Source organism: Acidovorax sp. GW460-11-11-14-LB4 (assembly GCF_059423685.1).
The window spans coordinates 110,812-129,462 of record NZ_JBWKYJ010000002.1 but is presented as its reverse complement, the minus strand read 5'-3'; the positions used below and the strand labels follow the sequence as shown (position 1 = coordinate 129,462).

General features: G+C 61.9%; 17 protein-coding genes and 1 tRNA gene. 14 read left to right on the top strand and 4 right to left on the bottom strand.

All coding sequences use genetic code 11. The features are described 5' to 3' along the window. Position 1 precedes the first annotated feature (1 nt). Positions 2–1,711 carry a DNA repair protein RecN gene (recN, locus tag AC07X4_RS02160; RefSeq protein ID WP_494739112.1) on the top strand — a complete coding sequence of 570 codons (1,710 nt, stop codon included), beginning with the start codon at positions 2–4 and terminating at the stop codon, positions 1,709–1,711. After that, positions 1,711–2,574: an RNase adapter RapZ gene (gene rapZ, locus AC07X4_RS02155; RefSeq protein ID WP_056060499.1), complete on the top strand. Its 864-nt coding sequence runs from the start codon at positions 1,711–1,713 to the stop codon at positions 2,572–2,574. Before recN ends, rapZ begins: the two co-directional genes overlap by 1 nt. Before the next feature lie 116 nt (positions 2,575–2,690). Here the strand turns inward: rapZ and mutY are convergent, their stop codons facing one another. The 3 genes from mutY to mutM form a co-directional block, all read right to left on the bottom strand. Then, on the bottom strand, positions 2,691–3,761 hold the full coding sequence (gene mutY / locus AC07X4_RS02150) for an A/G-specific adenine glycosylase (protein WP_440597438.1): 1,071 nt from the start codon (positions 3,759–3,761) through the stop codon (positions 2,691–2,693). Continuing rightward, positions 3,758–5,719 carry a dynamin family protein gene (locus AC07X4_RS02145; protein ID WP_494739065.1) on the bottom strand — a complete coding sequence of 654 codons (1,962 nt, stop codon included), beginning with the start codon at positions 5,717–5,719 and terminating at the stop codon, positions 3,758–3,760. The genes mutY and AC07X4_RS02145 overlap by 4 nt, the downstream gene beginning before the upstream one ends. Before the next feature lie 102 nt (positions 5,720–5,821). Further along, positions 5,822–6,637: a bifunctional DNA-formamidopyrimidine glycosylase/DNA-(apurinic or apyrimidinic site) lyase gene (mutM, locus tag AC07X4_RS02140; RefSeq protein WP_494739064.1), complete on the bottom strand. Its 816-nt coding sequence runs from the start codon at positions 6,635–6,637 to the stop codon at positions 5,822–5,824. A gap of 29 nt (positions 6,638–6,666) precedes the next feature. Between mutM and AC07X4_RS02135 the strand changes: the two genes are divergently transcribed. The 7 genes from AC07X4_RS02135 (at position 6,667) to pth (ending at position 12,635) form a co-directional block, all read left to right on the top strand. Next, entirely contained in the window at positions 6,667–8,445 is a 1,779-nt protein-coding gene (locus tag AC07X4_RS02135; RefSeq protein WP_494739063.1) for a tetratricopeptide repeat protein, read from the top strand. A gap of 71 nt (positions 8,446–8,516) precedes the next feature. Further along, positions 8,517–8,972, top strand: coding sequence for a lipoprotein insertase outer membrane protein LolB (locus tag AC07X4_RS02130; RefSeq protein WP_494739062.1), 456 nt, complete (start codon positions 8,517–8,519; stop codon positions 8,970–8,972). A 70-nt stretch (positions 8,973–9,042) separates the two neighbouring features. Continuing rightward, positions 9,043–9,900, top strand: coding sequence for a 4-(cytidine 5'-diphospho)-2-C-methyl-D-erythritol kinase (gene ispE / locus AC07X4_RS02125; protein ID WP_494739061.1), 858 nt, complete (start codon positions 9,043–9,045; stop codon positions 9,898–9,900). A 30-nt stretch (positions 9,901–9,930) separates the two neighbouring features. Further along, positions 9,931–10,007, top strand: a tRNA-Gln gene (locus tag AC07X4_RS02120). A 46-nt stretch (positions 10,008–10,053) separates the two neighbouring features. After that, a complete protein-coding gene (locus AC07X4_RS02115) occupies positions 10,054–11,028 on the top strand; it encodes a ribose-phosphate pyrophosphokinase (protein ID WP_056060480.1) in 975 nt (324 codons plus the stop codon). Between the two features lie 160 nt (positions 11,029–11,188). Further along, complete coding sequence (locus tag AC07X4_RS02110; protein WP_056060476.1) at positions 11,189–11,824, top strand: 50S ribosomal protein L25/general stress protein Ctc; 636 nt, start codon at positions 11,189–11,191, stop codon at positions 11,822–11,824. Positions 11,825–12,026: 202 nt separating this feature from the next. Then, a complete protein-coding gene (gene pth, locus AC07X4_RS02105; protein ID WP_056747313.1) occupies positions 12,027–12,635 on the top strand; it encodes an aminoacyl-tRNA hydrolase in 609 nt (202 codons plus the stop codon). A 101-nt stretch (positions 12,636–12,736) separates the two neighbouring features. On the opposite strand, the gene AC07X4_RS02100 is transcribed toward pth, so the two are convergent. Next, positions 12,737–12,994: a YfhL family 4Fe-4S dicluster ferredoxin gene (locus AC07X4_RS02100; protein WP_056060470.1), complete on the bottom strand. Its 258-nt coding sequence runs from the start codon at positions 12,992–12,994 to the stop codon at positions 12,737–12,739. Between the two features lie 208 nt (positions 12,995–13,202). On the opposite strand from AC07X4_RS02100, the gene AC07X4_RS02095 reads away from it, so the two are divergent. The 5 genes from AC07X4_RS02095 (at position 13,203) to AC07X4_RS02075 (ending at position 18,607) form a co-directional block, all read left to right on the top strand. Then, positions 13,203–14,165 carry an ABC transporter permease gene (locus AC07X4_RS02095; protein WP_440597443.1) on the top strand — a complete coding sequence of 321 codons (963 nt, stop codon included), beginning with the start codon at positions 13,203–13,205 and terminating at the stop codon, positions 14,163–14,165. A 5-nt stretch (positions 14,166–14,170) separates the two neighbouring features. Further along, positions 14,171–15,049: an ABC transporter permease gene (locus AC07X4_RS02090; RefSeq protein ID WP_494739060.1), complete on the top strand. Its 879-nt coding sequence runs from the start codon at positions 14,171–14,173 to the stop codon at positions 15,047–15,049. 33 nt (positions 15,050–15,082) lie between these two features. Continuing rightward, the gene (locus tag AC07X4_RS02085; RefSeq protein WP_494739059.1) at positions 15,083–16,120 is read left to right on the top strand and encodes an ABC transporter ATP-binding protein; all 1,038 of its coding nucleotides are present in this window, start codon (positions 15,083–15,085) and stop codon (positions 16,118–16,120) included. After that, on the top strand, positions 16,117–17,010 hold the full coding sequence (locus AC07X4_RS02080) for an ATP-binding cassette domain-containing protein (RefSeq protein ID WP_494739058.1): 894 nt from the start codon (positions 16,117–16,119) through the stop codon (positions 17,008–17,010). The genes AC07X4_RS02085 and AC07X4_RS02080 overlap by 4 nt, the downstream gene beginning before the upstream one ends. Before the next feature lie 106 nt (positions 17,011–17,116). Continuing rightward, a complete protein-coding gene (locus AC07X4_RS02075; RefSeq protein WP_056060456.1) occupies positions 17,117–18,607 on the top strand; it encodes an ABC transporter substrate-binding protein in 1,491 nt (496 codons plus the stop codon). The last annotated feature ends 44 nt before the right edge of the window (positions 18,608–18,651 follow it).

Genomic DNA, 18,651 nt, shown 5'->3' with positions numbered 1-18,651 from the left:
CATGGCACTGCGGCGGATAACACTGCGGGATTTTGTGATCGTTCAAACGCTGGAACTTGACTTGCGCAGCGGCTTTACCGTGTTGACTGGTGAAACCGGGGCGGGCAAGTCCATCTTGATTGACGCATTGCAACTGGCACTGGGAGCACGCGCGGATGCCGGGGTAGTACGGGAAGGATGCAGCAAGACCGACATTTGCGCGGAATTCGAATGCCCTGCCCATGCCCGCCCATGGCTGGAGGAAGCCGGGTTTGAAACCGATGACTGGCTGCTACTGCGCCGTACCGTCGACACACAGGGCAAGAGCCGCGGTTGGATCAATGGGACACCAGCGACAGCTTCACAGTTACGTGCCTTGGGCGAGATGCTTCTCGACATCCATGGTCAGCACGCATGGCAAAGCCTGACCCGCCCAGAGTCGGTGCGCGGCTTGCTGGACGCTTTTGCCGGTGTGAATACCCGCGATACAGCATCGCGTTGGACGCAATGGCGCGCTGACCTCAAGGCATTGCAGCAGGCACGCGCAGCACAGGCAACGCTTCAGCAAGAGCGCGAGCGCCTGCAGTGGCAAATCAGCGAAGTGGACAAGCTCGCGCCAGGCGACCTGGAGTGGGAGGATCTTGACGCGCAACACAAGCGCCTATCGCACGCGCAGGCGTTGCTGGATGGGGCCCATGGAGCGCTTCAAGCTTTGCAAGAAGACGACGCGGGAGCCGTTTCCGCACTGACCCACGCACATTCGCTGCTTCAGGCGCAAGAACACATTGAGCCAGAGTTCGCCAATCTGGCCGATATCCTGGCGTCGAGTCTGGCGCAGACGACAGACGTAGTGCATTCTCTGCACACCTATTTACGCCATGCGGACATTGACCCCCAACGTTTGGCAGAACTGGACGAACGCATGTCCTTGTGGATGGGACTGGCTCGCAGGTACAAACGCCCTCCTGCAGAACTACCCGCTCTGCTCAAGGACTGGAAAGCATCCATGCGCCAGCTTGATGCCGCCACCGATCTGGAAAAGCTGCAAGCCAACGAATCCGCCAGCGCCAAGGCGTACCAAGCGGCGGCGCGCGCACTGTCTCTGGCTCGCGCCAAAGCAGCACCAAAGCTCTCCGTGTCCATCTCTCAGGCCATGCAAGGTCTTGGGATGGAGGGCGGCAAATTCGAGGTGTCAGTGACGAAGGCGTCAGACCCCTCTCCCGACGGGATCGATGATGTCGTGTTTTTGGTTGCGGGACACCCCGGCATGACCCCCAAGGCGGTCGGCAAAGTCGCCTCCGGCGGGGAGTTGTCCCGCATTTCGCTGGCTATCTCAGTCACAACCAGTGAATTGGGCTCAGCCCCCACACTCATTTTTGACGAGGTGGACTCCGGCGTGGGTGGCGCAGTCGCCGAAACCGTGGGACGTTTGATGCAGCTGCTGGGACGCGACCGCCAAGTGCTGGCAGTAACTCACCTGCCCCAAGTAGCAGCATGTGCGCATCACCACCTCAAGGTGGCAAAAAACAAAAGCGCTCAAGGCACAACCAGCACCGTGCTGGTTGTGCAGCAAGACGAGCGTGTGGCAGAAATCGCCCGCATGCTGGGTGGGGAGCGCGCTACCGAGACCACGTTGGCGCACGCGCGCGAAATGCTGGGTACTGCGGCACCGGCATTGGTCACTACGCCTATCCCACCCGCCCCCTCATCTAACGCCGCTAGGAAACGCTGATGGCCCTTGAAATTGTTGTCATCACGGGCATGTCGGGATCTGGAAAATCCGTCGCCTTGCACGCACTGGAAGATGCTGGCTACTACTGCGTAGACAACCTGCCGCCGGAGCTACTGCCAGCCTTCGTAGCGCTCGAACACAAACACCATGGCAACCGCGTAGCCATTGCAGTGGATGTCCGCAGCGCAACGTCCTTGCATCAAGTGCCTCAAGAGTTGAGCCGTTTGCGCAGTCAGGGCGTGGCCGTGAAATCCCTTTTTCTGGATGCCACGATCGATACCCTGGTGCGGCGTTTCTCCGAGACGCGCCGCCGCCATCCCCTGTCGCACGACGACCTCCAGCAAGGACGCAGGGCCTTAGTTCAGATCATTGAGCTGGAGCGGGAGTTGCTGGCTGAACTGCGCGAACAGTCACACGTGATCGACACCAGCACCATCCGCGCCTCCCAGTTGCAAAGTTATGTCAAAGGCCTGATGTCCACGGCGCAAGGGCAATTAACCTTGGTTTTTCAGTCATTTGCTTTCAAACGCGGGATTCCCATGGATGCCGACTACGTCTTCGACGTCCGCATGCTGCCCAACCCACACTATGAGATCGCGCTCCGGGACCTCACAGGACTGGACCAGCCGGTGGCTGACTTTCTGGACCTGCAACCCGAGGTGGACCTGATGCGGGCCCACATTGAAAAATTTTTAGCACACTGGCTGGACATGCTGGATCGCAATCACCGAAGCTACGTCACCGTAGCCATCGGCTGCACCGGTGGACAACACCGCTCTGTCTATTTGGTGGAGAAACTGGCACAAGCGTTCAGCGACCGATGGACTGCATTGAAGCGGCATCGTGAACTGGATGGGCGCTGACCATTGCCTTCACAAGCGAGCTCTTGGAGCCAAACTTCTGGGGAACAAGTTGTGGAGCTTGGCGCCAACGAAACGAGACGAGCCCCCCGCGACTGAGAGAGCGCCGCCGTTTGGGTTCACCATAGCGAAGATTGCGTGGTGTCCAGCAACTTACGAATGGGCGCCGGCAACCCCACCAAGGACCACTGATCTTGCCCCAGCCACTCTCCGCCCTCCACAGGAGGCACCATTCCGTCGGTCTGTATCAACAACGGGTGAAGATGCAAGTCCCGGTGCGTGAGGACATGCACAAATGGCTGCAGCTCTTGCTGCGCGTACTGCCCATTGCTACCCAAAGCACTCACAAAAACATCCCGCGACTCAAGGTCAGCGAACACGGGCACGCAGTGCATTCCCGCCCAGATCCCAGTGGGTGGGCGGCGTTGCAGCCAGATGCGCCCCTTGCCATCGCGCAGGATCACCAATTGCCATGATTCAGCCCGGCGTGACAGTTTGCGGGTTCTGACGGGATAGCGTTCAGGATCCCCCTCCTTGAAAGCTGCGCAATCGCCCACCAAAGGGCAATCGGAACATTTTGGAGAGCGGGGTGTGCACAGGGACGCCCCCAAGTCCATCAAGCCCTGGGTGTAACGGGGCATCGCCACATCAAGATCGCGCACTGGCAACAGCGCATCGGCATGCTCCCATAGAAGGCGTTCGTTCTTGGCAGAAGCCAGATCTTGGCCAAAGCCCAGCAGGCGCGTGAGCACCCTCCGCACGTTGGCATCCAGAATGGGCACGCGCTCTGAAAAACAAAACGCGGCAATAGCGCCTGCGGTTGAACGCCCAATGCCCGGCAAAGACGCCAATAGCGACGCCTTTCGCGGGAAGGCGCCACCATGGTCGGTCATGATCTGCTGAGCGCAGCGATGGAGATTGCGTGCACGACTGTAGTAGCCCAAACCACTCCACAAGCCCAGGACCTCATCTTGAGGGGCTGCCGCCAGTGCGCTCACATCAGAAAATCGGCCCAGAAAGCGGGCGTAGTAGTCCAGCACTGTGGTGACCTGAGTCTGCTGCAACATGATCTCCGACAACCAAACCCGGTATGGATCGCGGGTCTGTTGCCAGGGCAGATGGTTGCGCCCATGTACAGCTTGCCAAGCGACTACCCGCGCGGCCACACCCTCCCGGGATTCAGCACTCATGCGGAAACCGGATGCGCGTCAGTCAATGCCGGTGCAGCCCCTGGCAGAGCCACCAACTTGGAAGTCAGCTCATGCAACTTGTTCTCCAACTGGCCGAGTTCCTCCTCGCCAGCCTCGATCTCCGAGATGCGCTCCACCAAGCCGCTGGCAGCCTGTTGTATGCGGTCTACGGCCTCCATGCGGCGAGCAAAGCTGCGACGCCGTTCTCGCAGCTGTGCGTCCAATTGCGCAGTGGCTGATTTGCTCCACAGTTCCAGATCATTGGCCGCTGACTCGTACACCGTGCGCAAACGCATGGCCAGCGCGCGCACTAGGCGCTCCGCAAACTCGGGTTGCGCCAACTTGAGAGCATTGCCCATACCCAGGTACTGCAAATGACTCTGCTCGATCTGGTGCAGGTCTTGCGCAAAGTGTTCAAGCTGCGGCGGCGTGGGCACCTGCAAAGAAAAACCGAACTCTGCATTGAGCTGCCTGAAGGTCCCGCTGAGCATGGCCTGAATCTCGGTACCAGAGGCTTGCGCCTTGTCCAAGGTGCCGCGCAGTTTGTCAAAGGTCTGGACGTATATTTTCTTCACGCCCAGCTTGAGCCCCTTTTGCTGCAATGTCTGGGCCAGCTCAGCCAGCTCTGCTTTGAGCGCCTTGGCGCCCAACTGCTGAAAAACGTCACGCAGCAACTTGAGGTGAACCGCACGCACCGCCTGGATCTTGGCAGTGCTGAGATCAAACTCACGCTGCTCCTGCTCAATGCGATGGCGCATGGATTCGATCACCGATGCGTTCTTACCCCGCAGACTGCGCAACTCGGCCATTTGGTCATCGAGGTCGCGGCGTCGGATATTGATGACCCGCGACGTTTCTGTACGCAGGCTCGCCACCCCTGCCGCTACCGCAGCGCGCAGTATGGACTGCCGTCTGCCCATGATGCCTTTGGCAAGGGCCTCTTCCAACGCTGGCAGTCCACTGGTTTCCAGCAAAACGTCGTCCGCAGTGATCTTGGCCACCAGGCCTTTTTGCGCAGACACAGGCACCACACGGTCTAGAGACACGCCGAGCATCTCGGCGGAAGTCGCGCACTGGCGCTCCATCTGCGCCTGGACCTGCTCGGCGGTGTTGAGCGTATCCCAGAGGGTGTCGATCTTGTTCAGCACCACCAAACGCGCTTCCATGCTCTCGGGCGAGATGGCCAGGTGCTCGCGCCAGATCGACAGGTCAGAGCGCGTCACCCCGGTGTCGGCACTCAGGATGAACACCACTGCATGCGCCTGGGGGATGAGGTTGACCGTCAGCTCGGGCTCTGCACCCACTGCGTTCAGGCCAGGCGTATCCAGAATCACCAAACCCTGCTTCAGGAGCGGATGGGGGATATTGATGATGGCGTGGCGCCACATGGGCACCTCTACCAAGCCCTGCGCGTCAGGCACAGGGTTTTCATCTGTCAGATCGTCATGCCAGAAACCCAGCGCACGCGCATTGTCCAGACTGACCTTGCGAACCTCGGCCACTTTTTCCAGTGCTTTGGCAATCTGGTCGGCGTTGCCAACATCCAGCGGGATTTCCTGCCAACGGTCGGTCTTGACCCGCCACTCCGCCAGGCTCTGCATCTGAAGTCGAGTCTCAATGGGCAATAGCCGCAAGCTGGGTGCAACATTGGCGTCATACCCCAGTTCGGTGGGACACATGGTCGTGCGGCCCGCACTGGCAGGCATGATGCGGCGACCATAGTCAGCAAAAAAGATCGCGTTGATCAGTTCGGATTTTCCACGCGAAAACTCCGCCACAAACGCCACCATGACCTTGTCGCTGCGTACCTGCTCTTCCAGCCGCTGCAGGCGCTCTTGCACTGCTGCATCCATCAGGTCGTGCGTGGCCATCCAATCGGCCAGCCGTTTGAGCTGCTGGGCGAACTCCCGTCGCCAGACGCCATGCTGGTCAAACTGTTCGTTGAATGAAGGTCCCACTTTGCTCCCAGAGATCTATGGATGGCCCGCGAGGCAGGTATATACAAAATATAGCATCGACCGTCCGCCAGCTGTCACAAACCGTCCATCGGACGGCAGCATCTATGGGTGCTGGCACTGGCGGCAGAAGTAAGTGCTTCTCTGTCCCTGGCGAATCAGCTCGATGGCTGTACCGCATACATGGCAAGGCTGACCATCGCGGCCATACACGTTCGCGGCCGTCTGAAAGTGGCCAGCCATTCCTTCGGCATTCGAAAAATCGCGCAGCGTGCTACCGCCCATCTCCACAGCGCGGGCCAGCACCGAGCGAATGGCCTGATGCAGCTTATGTACTCGTACCGGACCAATGCGTGATGCAACGGTAGTAGGACGGATGCCAGACAAAAAAAGCACCTCAGAGGCGTAGATATTCCCGACCCCCACGACCACGCGCCCCGCCAGAAGCAACTGTTTGATAGGCATCCGGCTTTTCTTGAGTCCTGCCTGAAAAGTCGGAAGTAGAAACTCCTCAGACAAGGGTTCCATACCTAAGCCGCCCAGCAATTTGGCGGCTACCGGCGAGTTCTCTGATGGCGCATAGACCACCGCGCCAAATCGGCGCGGGTCATGAAGGCGCAGCGTGCCCCGGTCGGTGACAAGGTCAAAGTGGTCATGCCCCCCCGCTTCTGGCATGTCTGCAGCAAAACGCAGGCTACCCGACATCCCCAAATGCAGAAGCAGAACGCCTTGGTTCATATCGAGCAACAGATACTTGCCCCGCCGGCGCAATCCGACCACTTGTTGGCCTCCCAGCAACTGCGGGTCACAACCCAGAGGCCACCGCAGGGGCTTGCCCATCATCACAGCCTCGATCCGGGCTCCAGCGATCGCGGTAGCAAAACTGCGCCGCGTCACTTCCACTTCAGGCAACTCAGGCATACAAACAACCGGGCAACGGCTTAACAGGCATGGATTATTATGGCCCGATGGTGTTATCCCACAGCTTTCGTACCGTCGCCTTGGTCACCGTGATTGCGGCGTCCGCCCACTCAGCTTGGGCCCAAAAGCCCGCCGGTGAAAGCCGCCCCCCGAGCGAGCCCCCTCCGGTAGAGTCCAACCCCGCGTTGGACGCAGAGCTGTTCTACGAAATCTTTCTGGGCGAGATCAGTGCACGAACTGGGGACCCAGGCGCAGGCTACGCGTTCATGCTGGAGGCTGCGCGCCGAAGCGCTGACGGGCAGCTCTACCAAAGGGCTGCAGACATTGCCTTGCAATCACGATCAGGCGAATACGCCCTGGCTGCAGCCCGAGCCTGGAAGGAAGCCCTGCCACAGTCGCGCGAGGCCAATCAGTATGTGCTGCAGATCCTGATCGCATTGAACCGCATCGCCGAAACACCGGACTTGCTGCGCCAGGAACTTGCACAAGCCTCTCCTAGGACCAAGACGTCAGCGCTGGCATCTTTGCCACAACTGTATGGACGCGCGAGTGACAAAGCGCTGGCCGCCAAGGTGGTGGAACAGGCCCTGGTCAATGAACTCACCAACCCTGCCACCGGACCCGAGGCCTGGGTGTCGCTGGGTCGATTGAGGCTTGCAGCGGGCGACAAGGCCGGTGCGCTCGACGCAGCACGCAGGGCACAGAGCCTGGACAATGCCAGCGAAAGCGCGGCCCGGCTGGCGCTGGAGCTGATGGACGAAGGCCTGTTGGACGCAGAGCCCATCGTGATGCAAACGCTGTCCAGACAACCCATCCCGGACCTGCGCATGGCGTATGCCAGGGTATTGCTGGGCCTTCAGCGCTACCCAGAGGCCAGTCGCCAGTTGGAGACGGTCACCAAGGAAAAGCCTGACTTGGCAGAGGCGTGGTTGGTGGCCGCCACCTTGCAGTACCAGGACAACCGCCTGCCTGCCGCAGAGGCATCGCTGCAACGGTTCATGGAACTGGCATCTGCATCTGGTGACACCGACCTGCGGCGAAAGAGCCTCACGCAAGCGTACTTGCTGCACGCGCAGATTGCCGAGAAAAAGAAAGACTTTGCAGGCGCAGAAGCGTGGCTCGCACGGATCGACAACGCAGAAGAAGTCTTTGGTGCGCAGACGCGCCGCGCATCATTGCTGGCACGCCAGGGCAAGCTCGCCCAGGCGCGGGCCTTGTTGCGCAACCTGCCAGGCAATTCAGCAGACAGCCAACGCATGAAGCTGATGGCCGAAGTGCAGCTGTTACGCGACCAGCGCCTGTACCAGGAAGCCTACAAGGTACAAGTCGAACTGGTGGCCCTGGCCCCGGACGACGCCGAACTGGTCTACGACCAGGCCATGCTGGCCGAAAAGGCGGGCCAGCCAGACACGATGGAGAAGCTGTTGCGTCAGGTGATCGCACGCCAGCCAGAGTACCACCACGCCTACAACGCCCTTGGCTATTCGCTCGCAGACCGCGGAGTGCGGCTGGACGAGGCCAAACAGCTCATCCTGAAGGCATTGGAATTCGCCCCCAACGATCCCTTCATCCTAGACAGCCTTGGCTGGGTGGAGTTTCGCCTCGGCAACAAGGCAGACGCCCGCAAACACCTCGAAGTAGCCTTCAAGGCACGGCCCGATGTGGAGATTGCTGCACATCTGGGTGAGGTGCTCTGGAGCATGGGCGACAGGGACGGTGCAACACGCGTCTGGAAAGAAGGTCAGCGTGCCAGTCCTGACAACGACACCCTCAAAGAGACCCTGAAACGCCTCGGGGCCTCCCTCTGATGCAAGGCCTTTTCAGCGCCACTTCAAACAGTCGGCCACGGACTCCTCCCCAACGGTGGGCATGGTGGCTGGTGTTGTGGGCGCTGTGGCTCGCAGGTTGTGCGCAGCCGATAGCCAAAGCCCCCCTGGACGAAGACAGCTGGAGTGGGCGCATTGCCCTGCAGATCGACGGGCAGGCCTCGCAGTCTTTTTCTGCCATGTTCGAGCTGCGCGGCACCGCCCAGGCGGGGGGACTCGTTTTGCTCAGCCCCTTCGGCAATCGCATTGCGCAACTCGACTGGAAAGATGGTCACGCGCAGCTGCTTAGCGGTCAGGACACCCGTACCTCTGATTCCTTGGACACGCTGCTCCAGGACGTGACCGGCACTCGCATTCCCGTGACCGCCTTGTTCAGCTGGCTCAAGGGCACCCAGGCCAGTGCGACGGGGTGGCAAGCAGACCTTACCGGCATTGCAGACGGGCGGCTGACGGCACGCCGCAGCGACCCGCAGCCTACCGCCACGCTGCGCATTGCGCTGACTCCCTGACGGCCTGCAAACTGCTGCGGCCAGCAGAGCCGTTCGCACAGCAAAACCTCGCTCCCCACTCTTTCGCCCCATGCAAGCCTTGTATGACGTGCCAGCCCCGGCCAAGCTCAATCTTTTTTTGCACATCACCGGACGGCGTGCTGACGGCTATCACCTGCTGCAGTCCGTGTTCATGCTTGTGGACTGGTGCGACACCCTGCACTTTCAACGCCGCACGGATGGATTGATTTCGCGGGAAGACCTGTCCACAGCGCTACCCGAGGTGGACCTCTCGGTCCGCGCTGCACATGCACTGCAGGCCGCAACGGGCTGCCGTGAGGGCGCTCACATTGGCGTTCTGAAACGCGTGCCTGCGCAGGCAGGCATGGGAGGCGGCTCTTCGGATGCCGCCACCACGCTGCTGGCTTTGAACCGGCTGTGGGGGCTGAACCTGCCAAGACACGCATTGGCAAAGATCGGTTTGCAGCTGGGCGCTGACGTCCCGTTTTTTTTATGCGGCCACAACGCTTGGGTGGAGGGAATTGGTGAGACAATCATGCCGCTTGAGAAAGTGCACCAGCTACCGCAAGCGAGCTTTGTGATCATGAAGCCCGCAGCAGGTTTGGAGACAAAAGAAATTTTTTCGTCACCAAGTTTGAAACGCGATTCAGATAGTGCTACAATCTTAGGCTTTGCTGCAGCATACTTTGACTTCGGTCGAAACGACTTGCAGCCAGTTGCTCAGGCTCTTTGCCCCGATGTTTTGCAAGCCATTGAATGGCTCAAAGATCGCGGCCTCAAAGGCAGAATGACAGGCTCAGGCAGTGCGGTGTTTGCGCATATGTCACACGCAGTTGACTTGAGCGGAGCCCCCGAGGGCTGGCAAGTGAAGGCATGTGAAAATCTGATGGTTCATCCTCTGGCAGGTTGGGCATCAGGAGAAATTTAAGGTTGGTTGCCCTCGGCAATTGACCTGTGTAGGGGAGTCGCCAAGCTGGTTAAGGCACCGGATTTTGATTCCGGCATGCGAAGGTTCGAATCCTTCTTCCCCTGCCAAACGCTTTCCGCGTACGGGCTTTTATTTCAGACTGCTGGGACGCTCATGCAAGCCAACCACCCCGACTTCATGGTTTTCACCGGCAATGCCAATCCTGGCATGGCAGCTGAAATTGCCCAACACCTCGGCACCACCCTCGGTGCGGCTGACGTGGGTCGATTCTCTGACGGTGAAGTCACCGTCGAAATCAAACAAAACGTGCGCGCACGTGATGTTTTCGTGGTGCAGTCCACCTGCGCACCCACCAACGAAAACCTCATGGAACTGCTGATCATGGTCGATGCGCTCAAGCGCGCGTCGGCTGAGCGCATCAGCGCCGTGATTCCTTATTTCGGTTACGCCCGCCAGGACCGTCGCCCCCGCTCTACCCGTGTGCCCATCACGGCCAAGGTGGTGGCCAACATGCTGCAAGCCGTGGGCGTGGCCCGCGTGCTGACCATGGACCTGCACGCTGACCAGATCCAGGGCTTCTTCGATATTCCCGTGGACAACATCTATGCGTCGCCGGTGCTGCTGGGCGACCTGCGCCAGAAGAACTACGAAGACCTGATCGTCGTCTCCCCCGACGTGGGCGGCGTGGTGCGCGCACGCGCCCTGGCCAAGCAACTGAACTGCGATCTGGCCATCATCGACAAGCGCCGTCCTAAGGCCAACGTGTCGGAAGTGATGCACGTGATCGGCGAGATCGAAGGCCGCAACTGCGTGATCATGGACGACATGATCGACACCGCCGGCACGCTGGTGAAGGCTGCCGAAGTGCTCAAGGAGCGCGGTGCCAAGAAGGTGTACGCCTACTGCACGCACCCCATTTTCTCGGGTCCTGCCATCGAACGCATCGCCAAGGGCACAGCCCTCGATGAAGTCGTGGTGACCAACACCATCCCGCTGAGCGACAACGCCAAGGGATGTTCCAAGATTCGCCAACTTTCCGTGGCCCCGCTGATCGCCGAAACGATCCAGCGCATTGCCAAGGGTGAGTCGGTCATGAGTCTGTTCTCGGACCAGGACAACCTGTTCTGACACGCTCCCCCGGGAGCGTTGCAGTCGGATTGCACGCAGGCCTCCTTCGGGAGGCTTGTCTGTTCGAGAGCAATGCGCAGGCCTGCCGCCATGAAGGCGTCACAGGTCTTTTTTAATCGGGGTACGACTGGTCGCGGTCTACCCTCTTCAGGAGCTAACTATGAACTTCGTCGCTTTTGAGCGCGCCAAGCAGGGTACGGGTGCGAGCCGCCGTCTGCGTAATTCGGGCAAGACGCCTGGCATCGTGTACGGTGGTGCTACCGAACCACAACTGATCGAGGTGGACCACAACGCACTGTGGCACGCCCTCAAGAAGGAAGCGTTCCACTCCAGCGTGCTGGACATGGAAGTGGCTGGCGCCACGTCCAAGGTTGTGCTGCGTGACGTGCAATACCACCCCTACAAGCAACTGGTGTTGCACATCGACTTCCAGCGCGTGGACGACAAGACCAAGCTGCACCTGAAGGTGCCACTGCACTACAGCGGTGCAGAAGAGTCCAACGCCGTCAAGGTGGACAAGTGCATGGTCAACCCGATCGTGAACGAACTGGACGTGACCTGCATGCCTTCGGACCTGCCCGAATTCATCGCTGTGGACCTGTCCAAGCTGGAAAAGGGTGCTTCCCTGCACCTGAAGGACATCAAGCTGCCCAAGGGCGTGGTGGCCAAGGTCCGCGGTGGCCAGAACAACAACCCCGTGCTGGTGTCCGTGGTGCCTCCAGTCGTGGTCGTCGAGACCCCTGCTGAAGCCGCTCCTGCTGCCGATGCCAAGGGCAAGGGCAAGGGCAAGAAGTAATTCGCCGGTCAACGACCTCGATCACTTCACCCGGTCAACCCGCTTTGCGGTGTTGACCACGAAACGGCCCACCTTGCGTGGGCCGTTTTCATTGGTGTGGCGCACTTTGCACGCCGCACCTCTCTCTCGCCGACTGCATCCTCAGGCAGCGGCAGCAATGCTGACGGCCTTTCTCCACCCCCAGCCACCGATAATCCCGCACATGATCAAGCTGTTTGTAGGCCTGGGAAACCCCGGGCCAGACTACGAGGACACGCGGCACAACGCCGGCTTCTGGTGGATTGATGCCCTGGCGCGCGAACTCAAGACCACGCTGGTGCCCGAGCGCAGTTACCACGGCCTGGTGGCACGCACCACGGTGCACGGCCAGAACGTGTGGCTGCTGGAACCGCAGACCTTCATGAACCTCTCGGGCAAGTCGGTGGCCTCGCTGGCGCGCTTTTTCAAGATCCTGCCCGAGGAAATCCTGGTGGTGCACGACGAACTGGACATCGCACCGGGCCAGGTCAAGCTCAAGCGCGGCGGCAGCCATGCCGGGCACAACGGCCTGCGTGACATCCACGGACAGCTGGGCTCGCCCGACTACTGGCGCCTGCGCATCGGCATCGGCCATCCGGGCGTCAAAAGCGAAGTCGCCAACTGGGTGCTCAAGAAACCGTCGCCAGACCAGCGCACGCTGATCGAGGACAGCATCGCCCACTCGCTCAAGGCCTACCCCGCTCTGTTGGCGGGGGACATGGAAAAAGCCACGCTGCTCATCCACACCACCAAACCGCCCCGCCCCAAGCCCCCTCGGCCTGTGGAGGACTGAGGGGCCACCAGCCCGTGCAGCCGTTGTGCTGTGGATATCGCTATCTATTCAATAGCGCCCAAGGCATGACCTACTAGCGCAAGCGGTCGGTTTGGCTCAAATTACGTCGGCGTGGACGCCTGCAGCCGCTGGAACTTCTGCCACAGGGTTTCGCGGCTTTCCACGTGCTGCGGGTTCACGGGAATGCAGGCCACAGGGCAGACCTGCACACACTGGGGCTCGTCGAAATGCCCTACACATTCTGTGCACTTATTCGGGTCGATTTCGTAGATCTCCTGCCCCAGGTAGATCGCCTGGTTGGGGCACTCGGGCTCGCACACATCGCAGTTGATGCACTCGTCCGTGATCATCAGCGCCATACAGCCTCCCAGTGCACAGGGCCAAAAACAGGGGCAACGGAGCGAGCGGCGCAGTTCATGCTCCGTATTATCCCGCGCCGGTGGCATGTGCCTTGCGTGCCACACTGCAACCCACCACCGCTGACGGGGACGTTTTTACCGTTATGCTGTGTATACACATTAATTTTGACGCCCCTGCGTCTGACCCACCTGCCAACGCACCCCACCCATGGGCCTGTTTTTTCTCAAGCGGTTTGTCACCCTCCTGGCCACGTTGATTGGCGCCTCCATCGTCGTGTTCCTGGTGCTGGAAATCCTGCCGGGCAATGCCGCGCAGATTCTGATGGGTCCCGATGCCTCTCCCGATGCGGTGGCGGCTCTGGCCACCAAGCTGGGTCTGGACCAGCCCGCCAGCCTGCGCTACTGGCAATGGGTGAGCGGCCTGGTGGTGGGCAACATGGGCGACAGCTACGCCTACAGCTCGCCCGTGCTCGACTTGGTGCTGGAGCGCCTGGCGCTTACCGTGCCGTTGGCCCTGATGGCCATGGTGATCACCACGGTGCTGGCATTGGCCGCCGGTGTGTACGCCGCGGCGCGCCACAACAAGCTGGGTGACGTGGGCGTGATGGGCCTGGCGCAGATCGGCATTGCCATCCCCAACTTCTGGTTCGCCATCCTGCTGATCCTGCTGTTCTCGGTGAAGCTGCAGTGGTTCTCGGCCGGCGGCTTTCCGGGCTGGACGGAAGACGCGGGTGGCAGCCCGCTCGAAGCCCTCAAGGCCCTGCTGCTGCCTGCCATTGCGCTGGCTGTGGTGCAGGCGGCCATCCTGGCGCGCATCACCCGCTCGGCCGTGCTGGAGGTGCTGCGTGAAGACTTTGTACGCACCGCCCGCGCCAAGGGTCTCACGCAGCGCGCCGCGCTGTGGGGCCATGTGCTGCGCAACGCCATGATTCCGGTGGTCACGGTGATGGGGCTGCAATTTGCCTCACTGCTGGCGGGCACCATCGTGGTGGAAAACGTGTTCTACCTTCCCGGCTTGGGCCGTTTGATTTTCCAGTCGATTTCCAACCGCGATCTGATCGTCGTGCGCAACTGCGTGATGCTGCTCGCCGCTATGGTCATCATCGTGAACTTCGTCGTGGACGTGCTGTATGCGGTGATCGATCCCCGCGTGAAGGCTTCCGATATCTGATCCCCATGAGCGCCGCCATTTCCTCCCCATCCCCCGCAGCTACCTCCGCCCCGAGCTGGCTGCACCGCGCGCTGCGCCACCGCAGCTTTGTCATCGGTGCCGTGCTGTCACTGCTTCTGGTGCTGGCTGCTGCACTGTCGCTGGTCTGGACACCCTGGTCGCCCTACGAAATGGACCTTGCCAACAAGCTGGCAGGGCCGTCCAGCACACACTGGCTGGGCACGGACGCCTTCGGGCGCGACGTGGTCTCGCTGTTGATGGTGGGCGCTCGCAACTCCATCTTGGTGGGCGTGATCGCAGTGGGCATCGGCCTCACCATCGGCACGGCGCTGGGCCTACTGGCTGCGGCCAAGCGCGGCTGGGTGGAAGAACTCATCATGCGGCTGGCGGACTTCACGTTTGCCTTCCCCGCGCTGCTGCTGGCCATCATGATGACGGCGGTGTTTGGCGCAGGCATCGTCAACTCCATCATCGCCATCGGCATCTTCTATATCCCGACGTTTGCGCGCGTCACCCGTGCCTCGGCCAACGCCGTGTGGGCGCGTGAATACATCCTGGCCGCGCGGGCTTGTGGCAAAGGGACCTGGCGTATCACGCTGGAGCATGTGCTGCCCAACACCCTGTCGGTGCTCATCGTGCAAACCACCATTCAGTTCGCGCTGGCTATCCTGGCCGAGGCCGCCCTGTCGTACCTGGGCCTGGGCACCCAGCCGCCCCAGCCCTCCTGGGGCCGCATGCTGAGCGAGGCACAGACGTTGATGTTCCAGGCCCCGCTGCTGGCGGTGTGGCCCGGCATGGCGATTGCGCTGGCGGTGCTGGGGCTGAACCTGCTGGGCGACGGGCTGCGCGATTTGCTCGACCCCCGCCTCTCCCGCAAACGCTGACAGCTCCGCACCGAAGACCACCTGCATTCCACGATGTCTCTGTTAGAAGTCTCCAACCTCCGCATCCGCCTGCAGACGCACCGGGGCCCCGCCGATGCCGTGCGCGGCGTGAGCTTTTCGCTGGCGCGCGGTGAAACCCTGGGCCTGATCGGTGAGTCCGGCTGCGGCAAGTCCATCACCGCCATGTCGCTCATGGGCCTGCTGCCCGAGAGCGCACAGGTCACCGGCAGCATCCGCTTTGATGGGCAAGAGCTGGTGGGCCGCACCGATGCACAGATGTGCAAGATGCGCGGCAACCGCATTGGCATGGTGTTCCAAGAGCCCATGACGGCCCTGAACCCCGTGCACACCATTGGCCGCCAGGTGGCGGAGCCGCTGCGCCTGCACCGGGGCATGAACGCAGCAGCCGCACGCACCGAAGCGATTGCCTTGCTGGACCGCGTGGGCATCCCCAACGCCGCACAGCGCTTTGACGCCTACCCGCACCAGTTCTCGGGCGGGCAGCGCCAGCGCATCACCATTGCGATGGCGCTGGCCTGCGGGCCCGACCTGCTGATCGCCGACGAGCCCACCACGGCGCTCGACGTGACCATCCAGCAGCAGATCCTGGATCTCATCAGCGACCTGGTGGCGGAGCGCAACATGGCGCTGATCCTCATCTCGCACGACCTGGGCGTGATCTCGCAGAACGTGGACCGCATGATGGTGATGTACGGCGGCAGCGTGGTCGAAAGCGGCTCCACTGCCTCGGTCTTCTCGGCCATGGCCCACCCTTACACACGCGGGCTGTTCGCCGCCCGGCCCCACCTGGGTGCCGTGCATGCGCCCGGGCAACGCCCGCGCCTGTCCACCATTCCGGGCACGGTGCCCGAGCTGGTGGACCTGCCCGCTGGCTGCCCGTTTGCAGGGCGCTGCAGCTACACGGTGGATGACTGCCACCACAAGCAGCCCGAGGCCACGCTGGTGGCCACCGATGCCGATGGCGACCACCTGGTGCGCTGCCTGCGGCGCGAAGCCATTGCCGAGGCGCAGAGTGCGAGCGTGGTGAACACCATCGAGGTGGCAGCATGACCCAGGCACCCCACACCACCGGCGCGCCAACCACCGCGCCGCTGCTCCAGGTGACCAACCTGGTGCGCGAATACACACTGCCCCGCGAGCATCTGTTTCGCCCGCCGGGCAAGGTGCATGCGCTCAACGGCGTGAACTTCTCGATTGCCTCTGGCCGCAGCCTCGGCATCGTCGGCGAATCGGGCTCGGGCAAGTCCACCCTGGCACGGCTGGTGATGGCGCTCGATGCACCCACCTCCGGCACGGTGGAGCTGCTGGGCCGCAACCTGCACCAGTTGCCAGCCGAGCAGTTGCGCCAGGCGCGGCGCGACTTTCAGATGGTGTTCCAGGACCCGTACGGATCGCTGGACCCGCGCCAGACCGTGGAGCGCATCGTGACCGAACCACTGCAGGCGCAAGGCCAGACCACACGCGCCGAGCAGCGCGAGCAGGCCGCCAAGGTGCTGGCCCAGGTGGGCCTGCGCACCAACGACCTGGGCAAGTACCCTCACGAATTCTCTGGCGGCCAGCGCCAGCGCATCGCCATTGCACGCGCCCTCATCACCCGGCCTCGCCTCATCGTGGCCGACGAGCCTGTGAGCGCACTCGACGTGTCGGTACAGGCCCAGGTGCTGAACCTGATGCAGGACCTGCAGCAGCAGTTCGGCATCACCTACATGCTCATCAGCCATGACCTCGCGGTGGTCAACCACCTTTGTGACGAGGTGGTGGTGCTGTACCAGGGGCGCATCGTGGAGCGTGGCTCGCCTGGCGAGCTGTTCCGCAACGCGCAGCACCCTTACACACAGTCGCTGGTGGGTGCCGTGCCGCAGGTGCTGCCCGGCCGGGCACGGGCACGCCGTGCAGCTGCCGCCGCTGCAGCGACTGCGGCAACGGCAAAAACCGCATAACCACATGCAGGTGTGATGGTGTAAAAAGCTTCTTTCCTCCCCGGTAACAAATTGCACCGGGGGTCTTTATGGTTGTTGTCTGGTTTTTTGTCTGGAGAGTCCGAACATGCTGAACCGCCGTACCGTCCTTGCCACTGGCGCCATCGCCGCTGTGCCCTTGACCACCTCGCTTGGCGCCCTGGCGCAAGGCCGCAAAGATGCGGTGACGCTGGCGATGACGCTGGAGCCCCCAGGCCTGGACCCCACCGCCGGTGCGGCCTCTGCCATCGCCGAAATCGTTCAGTACAACATCTTCGAGACGCTCACCAAGATCAACCCCGACGGCAGCGTGTCGCCCCTGCTGGCCGAAAGCTGGGAGGTCTCGCCCGACCTCAAGACCTACACCTTCAAGCTGCGCCGTGGCGTGAAGTTCCAGAATGGCGAGCCCTTCACTGCTGCGGCCGTCAAGTTCTCGTACGACCGCGCGGGCGGCGAGAAGAGCACCAACAAGGACAAGCGCACCTTTGCCGGCATCACCACCCAGGTGGTGGATGACTACACGGTGGTGCTGCTCAACAAGGAGATCGACCCCGACCTGCTGTTCGTGCTGGGCCAGGCCACCTCAATCATCGTGGAGCCCAAGAGTGCCGACACCAACGCCAACAAGCCCGTGGGCACCGGCCCCTACCAGCTGCAAGCCTGGAACAAGGGCTCGTCGGTCGTGCTGACCGCCTGGGACGGCTACCGCGACGCCAAGGCCATCAAGATCAAGCGCGCGACCTTCCGCTTCATCTCCGACCCTGCAGCCCAGGTGGCTGCCCTGCTGGCGGGCGACGTGGACGCATTCCCCCGCGTCACGCCGCGCAGCGTGGCGCAGTTCAAGGCCAACCCCAAGTTCCAGGTGGTGGTCAGCGGCTCGCGCGCCAAAACCATCGTGGCCATCAACAACGGCAAGAAGCCGCTGGACGACGTGCGCGTGCGCCGCGCCATTGCCGCAGCCATTGACCGCAAGGCCGTGATCGAAGGCGCGGGCGACGGCTACGGCGCACCCATCGGCAGCCACTACGTGCCCGGCGCGTTTGGCTACGTGGACACCACGGGCGTGAACCCCTACGACCCTGAAAAGGCCAAGAAGCTGCTGGCCGAGGCCGGCATCAAGACACCGCTGGAGCTGACCATGACGCTGCCCCCCACGCCTTACGCCCGCCAGGGCGGCGAGGTGGTGGCTGCCCAGCTGGCCAAGGTCGGCATCATCGCCAAGATCCAGAACGTGGAATGGGCGCAGTGGCTCAGCGGCACCTACGGCAGCAAGAACTACGACCTGACCATCATCAGCCACGTGGAGCCCTTTGACCTGGGCAACTTTGCCAAGCCCGACTACTACTGGGCCTACAACTCGCCCAAGTTCAACGACCTGTTCACCCAGATCAAGAACGCCGCCCGCCCCGCCGACCGCGCCAAGCTGCTGGGCGATGCGCAGCGCCTGCTGGCCAACGATGCGGTACACGCCTTCCTGTACTCCAACCAGTGGATCACGGTGGCCAACAAGAACCTCAAGGGCCTGTGGAAAGACATGCCCGTGTTCGTGAACGACATCTCCGCGCTGTCCTGGTCCTGACAGCCACGCGCCGCAACGCGGCGCGTGCAGGAGCCAAGACTCCT

Excerpts from the sequence above, each read along its gene's own strand:
- mutM (WP_494739064.1), bottom strand. The coding sequence starts at position 6,637 with ATGCCTGAGTTGCCTGAAGTGGAAGTGACGCGGCGCAGTTTTGCTACC.
- AC07X4_RS02075 (WP_056060456.1), top strand. The coding sequence starts at position 17,117 with ATGCTGAACCGCCGTACCGTCCTTGCCACTGGCGCCATCGCCGCTGTG.
- mutY (WP_440597438.1), bottom strand. The coding sequence starts at position 3,761 with ATGAGTGCTGAATCCCGGGAGGGTGTGGCCGCGCGGGTAGTCGCTTGG.
- AC07X4_RS02095 (WP_440597443.1), top strand. The coding sequence starts at position 13,203 with ATGGGCCTGTTTTTTCTCAAGCGGTTTGTCACCCTCCTGGCCACGTTG.
- AC07X4_RS02100 (WP_056060470.1), bottom strand. The coding sequence starts at position 12,994 with ATGGCGCTGATGATCACGGACGAGTGCATCAACTGCGATGTGTGCGAG.
- pth (WP_056747313.1), top strand. The coding sequence starts at position 12,027 with ATGATCAAGCTGTTTGTAGGCCTGGGAAACCCCGGGCCAGACTACGAG.
- rapZ (WP_056060499.1), top strand. The coding sequence starts at position 1,711 with ATGGCCCTTGAAATTGTTGTCATCACGGGCATGTCGGGATCTGGAAAA.
- AC07X4_RS02110 (WP_056060476.1), top strand. The coding sequence starts at position 11,189 with ATGAACTTCGTCGCTTTTGAGCGCGCCAAGCAGGGTACGGGTGCGAGC.
- AC07X4_RS02090 (WP_494739060.1), top strand. The coding sequence starts at position 14,171 with ATGAGCGCCGCCATTTCCTCCCCATCCCCCGCAGCTACCTCCGCCCCG.
- recN (WP_494739112.1), top strand. The coding sequence starts at position 2 with ATGGCACTGCGGCGGATAACACTGCGGGATTTTGTGATCGTTCAAACG.
- AC07X4_RS02115 (WP_056060480.1), top strand. The coding sequence starts at position 10,054 with ATGCAAGCCAACCACCCCGACTTCATGGTTTTCACCGGCAATGCCAAT.
- AC07X4_RS02085 (WP_494739059.1), top strand. The coding sequence starts at position 15,083 with ATGTCTCTGTTAGAAGTCTCCAACCTCCGCATCCGCCTGCAGACGCAC.
- AC07X4_RS02135 (WP_494739063.1), top strand. The coding sequence starts at position 6,667 with ATGGATTATTATGGCCCGATGGTGTTATCCCACAGCTTTCGTACCGTC.
- AC07X4_RS02080 (WP_494739058.1), top strand. The coding sequence starts at position 16,117 with ATGACCCAGGCACCCCACACCACCGGCGCGCCAACCACCGCGCCGCTG.
- ispE (WP_494739061.1), top strand. The coding sequence starts at position 9,043 with ATGCAAGCCTTGTATGACGTGCCAGCCCCGGCCAAGCTCAATCTTTTT.